Origin of the sequence: Flavivirga jejuensis (assembly GCF_030540765.1) — a bacterium.
Classification (GTDB): Bacteria; Bacteroidota; Bacteroidia; order Flavobacteriales; family Flavobacteriaceae; genus Flavivirga; species Flavivirga jejuensis.
In genome coordinates this window covers 454,562-468,411 of record NZ_JAUOEL010000004.1, presented here as the reverse complement: position 1 = coordinate 468,411, position 13,850 = coordinate 454,562, and the positions used below count along the sequence as shown (strand labels likewise).

The following is a 13,850-nucleotide window of genomic DNA, read 5'->3' as shown; positions in this document are numbered from 1 at the left end:
TCTAGGAATGATCCTTTTTCATTCAAAACAAAACAGCTTTAAGCTGCTTCTCAATAGACTTACTGATTTAAGATTTTATTGCAAAAAAATCTTTTCAAAATACACCTTTTCCCTTTTTTAAAGATCACAGAATAATGCAAACGGAACTAAAACTCGCGCTTACCAAATTCGCTATCAATAAATTTCGATTTGTTTTTTACTTTATTAAATGTGTACGACAGATTAAAAAATACCATATCTACTTCGTAAACATAATTGGTGGTGGTATAAAACTCATTAGGTCTAGATGTGGTAATACGCTGTTCGTTAGTATTTAATAATCCCATATCTATATTTTGCCATTGTAGGGTCGCTACTAATTTATCATCAAGAAACGTTTTCCTAAAGGCCAGATTAGGCGAGTAATATCTGGAATCTTCACCCATAGCTGTATTTCTGTCTGATAAATAATTAAATGTAAACTGTAAAGAAGCATTATCCCAAAAACTAACGGTTGAATTTAGATTAACTGAGTAAATAGTAGATTTCGTATCTATATCGTACGATCTGTCAATACCATCTCTATGCTTAAAATTCAAAACACCATCTATAGCATAATTGTAAATATTCGCACCAATAAAATTAGTCCAGTTTTTAGTAGGTTTTATGGTTGCTCCTACTTCTAAACCAATCGAATTACTTTTTCCAACATTAGAGTAAACTCTGTTTATAATACTATCTATAACAGCACCATTAGGTTGATAAGCTAAGGTATTTACACGATTTATTACATTATCTACATGTCTAAAATATGTGGTAGCATATACCGAATTTCCTCCTTTTAATTTTTTTGTGACTCCTAATTCAACCAAATCTATAAACTCTGGAAGTAAGGTGTTATCGCCTTGTTCAAAAACTTCAGAATGCTCACGTTCGGCAAAACTATTCATCTTAAATGTGGTGGTACGCTCTACCCTTTTGCTATACGCTGCTTTTAAATCGGTAGTTTTATTTACTGTATATTTTGCAGACGCTGAAGGAAATAATTTTAGAAAATCGTATTTATAAATATTGCTGTTATTTTCACTTGCTAAAGCTTCTGTATAGGTTCTATCCATAGATTCTAAACGCACACCCGCAGCATAATCCCATTTGTTTTTTGCTCCTGTAAGTTGTGCATAACCAGAATGTATCGTTCTTTTTAACTTGATATTACTAGAGAATTCTGGAACTAAATTACCATCACGTTCGTAAACAAAATCGCCTGTATGATCTAAATCTCGGTATTGATAACCCGTTTCAATAGTTCCGAAAGACAAAGGTTTCAACGCATAGTCCAAATTGATTCGAGTACCATATAAAGGATTATCATTTGTATTATATTCTTCCTGATAAACAATGTTATTATCTGGGAAACCTACATTATCATTTTCGGTTGGACCACCTAAAAAAGTATATTCATATAAAAATGAAGCAGATAGTTTCGATTTATCATTAAAAGTATGAGCATAATCAAAACTACCCAAAGCAAAATCACCTTTTCTAATTCTTAAATTATGATTGAAATACGCAAAGGTATAAAGTCTGTTTTCACTTCCTATTGGAGATACGGCATGATTATCGAAATACACAATATCGGCAAGTCTTTCTTTGGTGTGTTTCCCTGCAAAAAAACCTAAAGAATACGTGTTGTTATCATTAGGCATAAAATCTACATGTAACCGTCCATTATATGTGATTTCATCAAAACTACGCTCCCCGTCCGATGGTAAGAATGTGGTGGTATTTTCAGCATTATTTACTATAAACATATCCCCTTCTCGTCTACCTGTTTTATCATTTCTTTGATAACTGGCTCCTAACGAGATATTCCATACATCGGTACGTTTATTTAAAGTAGCATCAATCCCATAACGTTGCGCATCTTCTTGGGTATCGTATGCTTCGATTGATGGAAACCCACTACGGATATTAACTTGTGCATAAGTCCCATTAGCAGCCCCTTTTTTAGTAATTATATTTAAAATCCCACCTTTACCTTCAGGGTCATATTTTGAAGAAGGCGCGGTGATTAATTCAACTGTTTCTAAAGCGTTTGCTGGCAGTTGTGCTAAAATAGCACTAACATCACCTTGGGTGGGTTTCCCGTTTACTAAAACAGCAAAACCTTGACTCCCACGAACGTTTATCTCTCCTTGACCGTCAATGGTTACTGATGGTAAGTTTTTAATCACATCAATTGCATTACCTCCTTGGCTATTTTGATACTTTTTACTATCAAATACCTGCCTGTCTATTTTATGTACAACCGAAGCACGTTCTCCTTTTACAACAACTTCACTTAACTGACTCCCTAATTGTAATGTTATAATACCCAATTTGAGGGCTTCATTTTTTCTGCTTACTATAATATCTCCTATTCGTTTTGTGGTGTACCCCATAAAAGATGCTTTTAAATAATAAGTACCAGGTTTAACACCTTCAATAGAAAAAACACCAGCTTCATTGGTTATAACACCTGTTACTAAACTATTGTCTAATCCCTTATATAGTGCAGCTGTAGCATATTCTAATGGGTAGTTATCTTCAGATTCAATAATTTTTCCTGAGATTTGAGCAAATAGGCTATTTGTTATAAAAAAAAATAGAGTAGCTAGTAGAATACCTTGTATTGATTTCGTCTTATCTAACCTTGTCATGTGATACATATATATTTAAGTTATAGGGACAGTAAATGTAAATAATAAGACGTTTTTGGAGTATAAGCGTTTAGGGAAATCAATAAAATTTCGGGAATCGTTTTTATTAAAACGGTTTTATTAAAAGAATCTAAACAATCAATCTAAAATATTATTGATTTCATAAATTGAGATTCTAAATAAGGGAGTGATACTGAAATTAAATACAGTACTGGCATTCTTTAAGGTTTATAGGTGTTTGAGTTCTTATTTTTAAAAGCTAATCTATTGCAATAATGTCTTTGTTTCACCTAAAGAGAAGCTTCGAATATTAAGCATATAAAGTCCAGATACAGAAATAAAAAAAAGCTTAACATATCTTATTTAGGTATTCCTTAGTTTTTTTACTTCTAACTCATCAAGTTCTTTCTCTAATTTCTCTCTTATTTCTTTATAAGCTGGATCGTAAGCCAAATTAGTAATTTCTGTGGGGTGTTTATAAGATCATATTGTTATAAAAAGAGCCTAATACTGTAATTATTCTTTTAAAAGTCTTGCTAAATTCTCTGAATTTATACTATACTTTTTTTCAATGAATAATTGCTTTTCTAAAGATGTAATTTCTGATAAAACGTTTATTTCAAAATTTTCTATATAGTTTTTTACCTTAAAAATATAAATAGTAATATTTTTATTTGGCTTGGAAAATGTTTCAGGAAAATTAATTGTTCCATAACCTTCATCCAATTTTTGTACCGTTTCATTTTCTCCGACGGTTCGCTTAGCTAATGGATCTGGAAATTCTGTAAAATAGATTAACTTACCATTTTTGTAAGCAACTAGAAATAGATCAATAGGAGATACTAAAAAATAGTTTAACTCTCCTTCTTGTTTATCGGCAGAAATGAATTCTATTTTTGACTCTGTGAATATATAGTTTACGGCAAAATAATGTGCTTCTTGTTTCAACCCATCACCTTCAGGTTTTATATCTACTAAATCTTTTGTATTCTTATTTGAGCTTTGAGCTGTTTTAGAAAAGTTATTACAACTGAAACTTAACCAAAATAAACTTACTATTAAAATGTAGTTTTTCATGAGTTTTTCTTTATAACAGAATACATTCAGTTTTGTGAAATTAATAATATATATTTAGAACACAGGATCTTTTCCCGTGTTCTAAATATATTAACTAAACACCTATTTTTTTAGTACCATCCATAATCATGGTGCTTAAATGCGTGAATATAATCTTTATACATTCCCTTAATATATAAACCTGAATTACCAGACCACATATAACTAAACCAATTGGTATTATGTATAAACAAATTATCTCGTCCTGTTTTTCGGTTACCTACAATCAATTTATCCGAATTACCTAAATTCCAGCCACCTATCCAGTTGCTTTGGTAATTTACATTTACTGTACTTCCATTAGTAATAACTCTTCCCAAATATTGCGTTGACCAATCTTGGTTATTAAACACAAACAAATCCTCTTTTCCATTACCATCTATATCGGCAACATAAAATTTGTCACGGTTGTTCATATTCCAGCCTGGTAAGGCATCATCGTATCGCTTAGTATAATTATATTTAGTTCCATCTGAACGTAATAAAAGTAAATATTCTGGTCCCCAATTCGTACCATTAAACACATAAATATCATCCTTTCCATCTCCATTAATATCTGCTATATAATATTTGTCTCCAGATTTACTTGTCCAACCAGGAAGATTAGCAAAATACTCTTTGGTTTTACTTAATGAGGTTCCAGAAGATTTAAACATTCTGGTAACTTTAGAATTTGGATTAAATAATACTAATTCCTCCTTATTATCTCCAGTATAATCAGCTACATGATATTTATCTGATGCTGACATATAGTGCCCTGGTAAATATTTATCATATCGTTTTACATAAGAAAAATTGCTCCCAGTGGATCTAAACATTCCCATGTACCCTTGATTCCAATTGGTTGCATTGAAAATATAAAAATCATCTTTATTATCGCCATTAAAATCAGCAATAAAAAATTTATCACCATCACGCATTTGCCATCCTGGAAGGTTGTAATATACCTTTTTAATACATTCAAAACCATTTGGCACCGATTTTAGAATTCCGAGTCTTGAATATTGTCCATTTGGATAAAAAACCAACAAATCGTCATAACCATCTCCTGTAAAATCACCAACATAAAATTTATCTTTACTGGAAATATACCAAGTACCTCCAGAGCCTTTTACTTTTTTAGTTGTGATATACGAATTAGCAGGCCTCGTTGTACTCGCACCACTTCCTGTAAACCCTTTAGGACGTTCTGTTGGGTAAGCTGTTATATAGTTTCCATAATGTAAGACGACATCACTATAACTATTGCCTTGAAAATTACCAATAATTGGTTTATTGAAATTATACTTACTTTTTGGTTTATTTCGTTTCCAAAATTCGTTATAACTAGGAGGATTGAATAAATTGGTATTTCCTTTCATGGTACTGTTACTAGATGGACGATAAATACAATCTGTTTTATAATGTCCTCCTTCAAAACCATCAACATTATACTCTAAAGGATTTCCTGTTGTAATAGAACTTCTGGCAAATTTATTCCATTTATTTGGATTACTATTTTTATCCACATTAACAGCTGAAGGGTTTGATGGTCCATGGCAACCTGCTCTTGTGTATTCGTCTGCTAATTTCCCCACAGAATGTCCTAATTCATGCAACAATACTTTGTTGCTGGTCGTTTTAGTAATAGACAATACTTTACCATAAGAACAACCTCCAAAACCAGTTTCATTAAGTATAACTACTACAAATTCTGCTCCTGACAAACCTACAGCACTAAGTGCGTTATTTATTTTAGTGTTCGTATTTGAAGATTTACTCATCCAACAGCAATTCCAGCATCCTGAATATTTAAAATTTAATGAAGTGTTTTTTTGATTTGGTGAATTATTACTGCAATCATCATTATTACAGGTATATTGAGTAACTCCAGATTCTGCAGATGTAAGGTTTACCCTGTACACGTTAAAAGCGTCTTGTAATTCTGAAAGTACGTTATCTAGATTACCATTATCATGAGTGAACATAGCTTTAAAATAATCGGCTACCATATTGTTATATTCCGTCTGGTTAGCTGAAGAAAAACCATCTCCCATAAATACAATATCAAATTTAGAAGCTGTACTTCCATTGTATAATAAGGTACTTTTAGTTTGTGAAAAACTTATACTTTGAATACAAATACTCAAAATAAGAACGAAAATTATTTTTATATGTTTCATTTTTCTAATTATTAATAATTATTGATTTTTTTAACTTTGAAAAATCTGCTTTTTGAGCTGTTTTTAATACTTGAAAAGAGGCATTAATGCCAGCACTTTTCAGTTCTTTTGCTTTTACTTTTTGTAACACGCTTTGCGCTTTTGATTCATCTTTAAATCGAACCATTTTAAGTTCTAATTTTTCAGAAGCTACTGCAGATTTATATTTTATTGGCATAGACACATTAATATAAGCCTCAGTAGCTGTAAATTCTTTATGGTCACTTACCCCTGGTTCAAAAATGGCTCTATATGTTAATGGGTTTTCAAAAGTTTCTACTAAAACGGCTTTTCCGTTTTCTACCCCAATAATAGCCTGATTTCCTGACACTTCAGTTGACGAGGCATATTCTCCATTTGCTTCTATAAGAGATACTGGAGAAATACCGTTTTCTGTAACTCTATATGTTACTACTAAATGCTTTTTTGCTTTTTGAGTTGTTACTATTTCGCCATTAGTTAAAACTGCCTTATCAAAACTCCTTATTTTAGAAGCTGTAACAGGAGTAATTTTGTTTACCGCTTTCATCTTTTTAGAATTTTTGAAAACTGCATTTTTAACCTTGAAAGGATCTTTTATTTTAGAAGAAGTCCTTAATGCCAAAACAGGTTTAGAAATAATTAACTTATTGGCACTTTTAAGTTGTGGTTTATTTTTATCTGAAGCTCCGTTTTTATCACCTTTTTGGCTTGAGATCTTGCCAACTGAACTCATAACTGTGGGGGTTCTAAAATTACTTTTTGCTACAAAAGCTTTTTCTTTAGTTTCTGAAATTACTTTGTAAAAGTATTTAACACGCTTTGGAATAATCTTCGACAATACACGATCAATATCTGTATTTGCATATACACCACTTACTTTAAAATTTTGATTATCACTTAATATATACAATTGTAGACCTTGCTTGATTAGCTCATCTATTACTTTTGTAATAGGTGTTTGATTTAAATTTACTGATAATGTATTATCCTTTGAATTGTATTTTATTGCTGTATTTTGAGCAATTAAACTATTACAAAACAAAAGACATAAAATTACCTTTACTATTTTATTTTTCATCTCTAAAAATTTTATGGGTTAATGTTTTTACTAAAAATTGAATTCATTTTTATAAACAACTAAACTACAATGAACTACATTTGTTTTAATCTAGTTTTACCCTCTTTTTAAATAGGTTTTATCCTCTTTTTTAAATAGGTTTTACACTTTTTCAAATAGGGAAATCACTTATTTTGTTTCAACCTTTTTGTGCATATTACTCACAATACGACACAGAAAAATATTTAGTGTACTTAAAAATTCTTATCAAAATTGGGAATGGAACCATAATTTTCCTGATATTAAAAGCAGAAAAAAGTAGCTAATTTTTTGGACTTTAATTACTGGGATGATGGTATGGATTCACTTTCAAATAAAGTTTTGTTTTATCGTATTAAATCTGAATTGGCTATGAGTAAATTTGCTCAAAAAATTAATGTTTCAGTACGAACAAGGCATTGAAAATAATGAAAATGCATATTTCTGAAAAGAATGAACAAAAAAGCTGAGAAGCATATTAAAAGACTAAATTTTGTCTTTATCGTATATCTAATTAAGATACCTTCTTTTGTATTATATACCACCTCTTTATTTATTTTTTTGTCATAACTTTATAGAATCCTTAATTTAGATTTTTTTAGAGTGTTCAAATCATATACACCAGATATCAGAAGATTGGAATCAGATACGAAAAACTAAATTCAACTCAGTTTTAAACTAGAGCCATTCATAAATATTTAAATTATTATTTATTTTTAATTCAGAATTACTTACTATAAAATTAAAAAGCCTCAATGATGAATAATAGCATAGAAAAAGCCATAAATTCTATTCCATATTTTTTTTATGATTTATTTGCATATATAATACCAAGTGCTATTCTGGTTTTTACTATGTTTATTGAGATATTGACCAAATATTCAAACTCAAAATCCGAAAATATAGTTTTAAAAAATCTTAAAGAAATTTTTTATGAAATAGTATCACATGACTCTTGGGTCTATGAATTAATATTTAGCTTGATATTTCTAGGCGCATTATATTCTTTGGGACTTATCATTTCTTCTTCTTCAATTTATTTAACAAAATCATTAAAATTAATTGAGTGGCTTAAAAGCAGAAAAATAATTATAAATTTATATCAGAAGATCGGAATAAATAATAAACAAGATGAAATATCAACTAATCTTGGGAGTTTAATGCTAAAACTTGCTAAAAAAATAGATATAAAGCCTCTAGTATATTCTGAAATGGTTAAAAGATATACAAGAGTTATCATGCTTAGAAATCTAGCTTTTGTGACGCTACTACTGTTAATTATAGGTGTAATAATTAATTACAGCAGAGCAAAACTCCTCATCGAAAGTTTAATATTTATATTCATTTATATTTCTTTTAGAAATAGACATAAATGGTTTAATGCGCAACTTAATTACTTTCTAAAAAACGAGAGTGTAAAAACTAATGATTAATCGTTTTTTGTTGCAGAAACAATTCTAATCTCCTGAAAATTGGATATAAGGAAAGAATAGTACTTATTCTTAAACCTTAATGTTTATTATGATACTTAACTAAATCATTATTTAAGTGATGATATACCTTATTTTTAATAATGAAGGCTTGATTATTTTTTTGTAACAAAAAATATATTCGTTTTTAATTACTTGTTATATATTCTGCAAAAACAATAATTTCATCAGTCGTGGGAAATATCAAATAGTCAAAATATAGTTAAAAAAAATATCAGAATGTTTCTTTTAATCACAGAAAACATTGTCTTTCACAAAATAAGTGTTAATATACTCATTTTTAAAACTTTAAATATCAAAAAATCGTACCTTTAATATACTTTTTTTAAGCCTGTAACGTAACTATTTAGCTTATGAAAAATTGTATTTTTTTATTCATTTTACTCCTTGTTTCTTGTAGCCAATCAATGGGGAGTACAGCGAATTATATTCGTGAAATGACCCCTCATGAAAGTGGGAGTTATCAATACGCTAATATCCACATTAGCCAATTGAGGAAATTACAAAAGAAGTATAATAGAAGTTACCAAACCACAATGCATCATAGGAAAACTGGAGCCAATCATGACCATAGTGAAGCTATGTGGAGGGACTTATATAATCTTGGAAGATCTTTTATAAAACTTGCTCCTGATTCTAAGCAAAAAATTATTGTTCCAGAATCTATGAATGGTATTAAATATGCATTTAATGCAATTAAAAGAAAAGGAAAAAGCTTAGTTTCAGAAATAGGCTCATCTAATAGCCTGAAAAATGTTTCTAAAGAGTCTTGGAATGAAGTAATAAAACTTACTCAGAAATTATTAAGCGAAGATAGTAAGTTTCGCTCTCTATATTATTTTCCAAAATATGGCTACGGAAATAGCAGCAAAAAATTCACACATAATTTATCCGTTCAATACAGTGGAATACCTCTTGCTTTGGATTTAACGGATGGAAAATTTTCTATAAAAGGAACGGCTAGAATTGGTCCATGGAAATTTACATCAAAAGTAGGGTATCAAAAAACATCGAGTAACCTTGGAATTAAAATACTTAAAATCGTTCACAGTGACGGTAGAATTTTCCTTTATGATGTCCGGAAAACAAGCTTATCCTTTTATTTTGAAAAAGTTTACGTCGATATAAATAAGGATATTATCACATTGAATGTTATTTAGGGACTTATCATATTCATGAAAAAGACTATCTAACACATATTAAACAAATTTTGATTGAACTCCCCCTAGCTAGTTCGAGCACAATGTCAATAAGTTAAGGGTTTTTAGTACCTCAATTGTCTGTTCGAGCATTACTGAACGACAAAATATATTTTGTTGTGAAAGCAGCAAGCATAGCTTGTCTAGAACTCATCATTTTAACAAACAAAGAGGTTTTAACTGTTCTCGAACAGACATACCCCATTAACTTATTGACATTGAGTCTATCTAGCACGAACATCTTGTTCATGCCGTTAACGTTAAAGATTTACTTTAAAATATCAAATCTATACTATTTCTTACTCATGCCTTCATCAGCGTGACGCACACACTAGTGCAGGAATGACAATGTCAATGGAAACCCCGCCTTTACTAACCAAGCAGACCCGAGACTCCACATCAGGAAATTCTTTTCGATCAAAAAAAGGAAAAAAACCTTCAAAAAAAGGGAAATACTCCCTTTTAAAAAAGAGGAAAAATCCCCTGCAAAAAAAGGGGAATTTCAAAAAAACAAAAGCGAAAACATTAATAATTTTACTCAAACTATCAATGCCATGATCTACGAAACACTCGAAATTGTAATGGACCAAATCACCAAGTTCTTAGAAACAAAGTCAAATGACGACAGTATTCTTGTGTTAGAAAATATAGCAAAACAGGATGATGCTTTGGTAACCAGATTGAAAGATCGAGTTGCAGTTTCCTTGCTTAATATGGAAGAAGAAGCTACCCTTAAAAATATTCCCAATACAAGTTTTAAGAATGGGAAAACAATCTATAAAAACAACAAAGTTAATTTAAACCTCTATGTACTTTTCTCAGCAAATAGAATAGCCTATGACAAAGCACTTATATCTATAAGTAATATTGTTGAATTCTTCCAATCGAAAAAAGTTTTCACACAAGTTAATACACCGTTCACTTCTACGAGTTCCATTTTTGATGACCTCAAAGAATTCAAATTCATTGTAGACTTGTATACACCAACCTTTGAACAACTCAATTATATCTGGGGAACACTCGGTGGCAAATCCGTTCCAAGTGTCCTTTATAGAATAAGTATTATTGAAATAGAAAGCACAAACATGCACGATACAGGCATCCCTATTAGCAATGTAGCAGGCGTATTAAAAGACCATACAACATGAGTTTTAATCACAAATACCGTACCCTTTGCACAGTCAATCTGTACCATCAATATTTTCTAAATGATGGTGTAGAAAGATTTGATAATCTTGCCAATCCTGATTTAAAAAAAGAACAGTTAGAAAAATATAACGTCCAAAGTTTTCTGCAAATCAAGCCTACAGAACGAACAAAAAAACTTATGTCTGGACAAAAAATAGTGATGAAGCAAAACCGAAGTGGTTTTGTATTGTGGATCCAAGCAGAAGACACTATAACAGACGGGATTTATAAACCAAAAATAGATGTATCTCAAACCGATCAATTTGACTTTTTGTTATATGTAACAGACCCTTTATTCGAGAACTATTCTACTGTGGTTGGTGTGCCAGATATCCCCTTTTATTTTTCAAATAAAAAACCAGCAACAGAGTTAGGAGTATTCAGCGAAATAAATATTGAAACTGATATCCCTCAAACACCAATAGAAGATTATGATATCACAGCTTTTACTTATGAAACGGTTTCAGAAAAACTCTCCTCAAGCGAGAAAAAAGGTTTATTTGGTATCATTTCATTAAGTGTTCAAGCAGATACTGCAAGTAATAGCCTTCTTGATACAAGCGGGCTAACACAAGCAACCACACCTACCTTTAAAGTTCAATTAAGAAATAGAGAAACCTTCTGGAGCTATTTAGACGCAACAGACGGGACTCTAATACATAAATCTCCAACTCTTTTACCATTAGTACAGAATGGTATCGTTGGATACACTTTTGATACAACAGCCAAAAGAGCATCAGCAGAACCAAACCGCCTCGTTTTTGTAAAAGACGGGAGTGGTACTATTATAGAAACAATTTCAGAAATATTCATATCAAATTAAATTTAGAAAATTATGGGAACATCCTTCAAAACACCTGGAGTCTACGTAGAGGAAATTTCAACGTTTCCTCCCTCAGTAGCACAGGTTGAAACAGCTATACCTGCCTTTATAGGGTATACAAAAATAGCAAAGAAAACAGTCACTGGCGACTTATTAAATGAGCCCACGAAAATTTCATCAGCACTTGAATTCGTGACCTTTTTTGGAGGAGCACCAGACGTTAATGTAAATTCTATTGACCTAAATGCTTTACAGCAGGTTACAAAAGTAGATATAAAAGAATTGTACTATCTATACGAAGCAATAAGGATGTTTTATGCGAATGGTGGCGGTGATTGTTATATCGTATCAGTTGGTACCTATGGAGATACCATAGAAAATGGAGACCCTAGCGATCCTTTAGCCAACCCAGGGCTTTTAGTTGGTCTTGACAAAATTAAGAAGGTCGATGAACCAACGCTACTAATTGCACCAGATGCACCAATGATGTCTCAAAATGACATGAATTCGCTATACCAAGCCATGCTAGCCCAATGTAGTAAACTTCAAGACCGATTCGCTATTCTTGATACGAGAGAAAATAGTGATCCACATGATAATGCAGTAGAAAATTTCAGGAATGGAATTGGAATGAATAACCTTAAATACGGTGCAATTTATACACCGTGGATAAAAGCAAATTTGCCAAGAACTGTCAATTATAAAGATATTAAAGGCAAAATTACCTTAAACGGTCCAACAGTAAACCTATCCGATTTAATTTCAGATGCAGAAGCCAAAGCCTTAGCAGATGGGTTAGACGATCTTGTAAATGATCAAGCAACCGTAGAAGCAGCCATTGCAGCTATAATTGGAAGTTCAACATCCTTAGACGTGCATTTTGAGGGATTAATGACTACTCTGAGAAACAGTACAACAATTGGTAACCTTGAAGATGTTTTACAATTCTTAGCCAGTGTAACAGATCTAATTGTAGATTTAATTGATGCCGAATTTGGAGCTGCCGTAGGTGCTTTGAGTTTAACCCATGACAGTGGAGATGCCTTAACATATCCAATTCCTGAAGCAAATCGTGCGTTTTTATTAGACTTCCTTTATCAAGAACTTTTCCCTTCCTTAGATACAGGAGGCTCTCTACTTGGAGTTATTGATGAAATCATGAAAATGCAAGACGATTGGGCAGCTGGAACCCCGTTAGGTACAGGGTTATCAATTCCAGATAATGCAGTTACAGGAATTGATTACGACTCAGGTGTTCCAATATCTGTTAAAGCTTATTTCCCAACAGAAGCTACACAGACAGAAAGAATTACACCATTTTTAAATGACATTGCAGCACTATGGAATCCAATAAAATCTGCAATAGAGATGATAAGTTCTTCTACCGAGAGTTTTACATCAACTTTTGAAGAGTCTGCAATAGAAGCCATTCCTGCACTTAAAAATATTGTTTCTGCCATTGCTGAAGAATATCTCGAATTACCTCCTAGTTCTACTCTCGCTGGTGTATACGCACAAGTAGACAGTAACCGTGGCGTATGGAAAGCACCTGCAAATGTAACGCTTAACAGTGTTATTGGTGTAACCGAACTAATCGATAAACAAGAACAAGAAAGCCTTAATGTAGATGTTGTAGCAGGTAAATCCATAAATGCCATTAGACCCTTTAAAGGCAAAGGAATTATGGTTTGGGGCGCTAGAACTCTGGCTGGAAATGATAAAGAATGGCGCTATATCCCAGTAAGACGATTCTTTATTATGGTTGAAGAATCTGTAATGAAAGCAAGTGAACAATTTGTTTTTGAACCTAACGACGCTAATACTTGGGTAAAAGTACGTGCCATGATTGAAAATTTTTTAGTACTTCAATGGCGTGCAGGAGCTCTGGCAGGTGCTAAACCAGACGATGCCTTTTACGTACGTGTTGGATTAGGTGAAACCATGACAGCCGATGATATTTTAGATGGATTGATGAATATTGAAATTGGTATGGCAGCAGTTAGACCTGCTGAGTTTATCGTTTTAAAATTCTCACATAAAATGCAAGAATCATAAAATTTAAAAATAAAATAACTAT

General features: G+C 31.7%; 9 protein-coding genes. 5 read left to right on the top strand and 4 right to left on the bottom strand.

Annotated elements, in window-relative coordinates:
• Window positions 1-146: 146 nt before the first annotated feature.
• The 4 genes from Q4Q40_RS13590 to Q4Q40_RS13575 all read right to left on the bottom strand — a co-directional run bounded on the left by Q4Q40_RS13590 (window position 147) and on the right by Q4Q40_RS13575 (window position 7,055).
• On the bottom strand, window positions 147-2,678 hold the full coding sequence (locus Q4Q40_RS13590; protein WP_303302404.1) for a TonB-dependent receptor: 2,532 nt from the start codon (window positions 2,676-2,678) through the stop codon (window positions 147-149).
• Window positions 2,679-3,194: 516 nt separating this feature from the next.
• On the bottom strand, window positions 3,195-3,755 hold the full coding sequence (locus Q4Q40_RS13585) for a hypothetical protein (RefSeq protein ID WP_303302403.1): 561 nt from the start codon (window positions 3,753-3,755) through the stop codon (window positions 3,195-3,197).
• Window positions 3,756-3,865: 110 nt separating this feature from the next.
• Window positions 3,866-5,956: a M64 family metallopeptidase gene (locus Q4Q40_RS13580; protein ID WP_303302401.1), complete on the bottom strand. Its 2,091-nt coding sequence runs from the start codon at window positions 5,954-5,956 to the stop codon at window positions 3,866-3,868.
• Window positions 5,957-5,960: 4 nt separating this feature from the next.
• Complete coding sequence (locus Q4Q40_RS13575) at window positions 5,961-7,055, bottom strand: hypothetical protein (protein WP_303302400.1); 1,095 nt, start codon at window positions 7,053-7,055, stop codon at window positions 5,961-5,963.
• 773 nt (window positions 7,056-7,828) lie between these two features.
• On the opposite strand from Q4Q40_RS13575, the gene Q4Q40_RS13570 reads away from it, so the two are divergent.
• The 5 genes from Q4Q40_RS13570 to Q4Q40_RS13550 all read left to right on the top strand — a co-directional run bounded on the left by Q4Q40_RS13570 (window position 7,829) and on the right by Q4Q40_RS13550 (window position 13,828).
• Window positions 7,829-8,506 (top strand): hypothetical protein, encoded by a 678-nt coding sequence (locus tag Q4Q40_RS13570; RefSeq protein ID WP_303302398.1) that lies wholly within the window; start codon window positions 7,829-7,831, stop codon window positions 8,504-8,506.
• A 410-nt stretch (window positions 8,507-8,916) separates the two neighbouring features.
• A complete protein-coding gene (locus Q4Q40_RS13565) occupies window positions 8,917-9,723 on the top strand; it encodes a hypothetical protein (protein ID WP_303302397.1) in 807 nt (268 codons plus the stop codon).
• 593 nt (window positions 9,724-10,316) lie between these two features.
• Window positions 10,317-10,910: a Pvc16 family protein gene (locus tag Q4Q40_RS13560; protein WP_303302396.1), complete on the top strand. Its 594-nt coding sequence runs from the start codon at window positions 10,317-10,319 to the stop codon at window positions 10,908-10,910.
• Complete coding sequence (locus tag Q4Q40_RS13555) at window positions 10,907-11,773, top strand: hypothetical protein (RefSeq protein ID WP_303302395.1); 867 nt, start codon at window positions 10,907-10,909, stop codon at window positions 11,771-11,773. Before Q4Q40_RS13560 ends, Q4Q40_RS13555 begins: the two co-directional genes overlap by 4 nt.
• A 12-nt stretch (window positions 11,774-11,785) precedes the next feature.
• Window positions 11,786-13,828 (top strand): phage tail sheath subtilisin-like domain-containing protein, encoded by a 2,043-nt coding sequence (locus Q4Q40_RS13550; RefSeq protein WP_303302394.1) that lies wholly within the window; start codon window positions 11,786-11,788, stop codon window positions 13,826-13,828.
• Window positions 13,829-13,850: the final 22 nt, after the last annotated feature.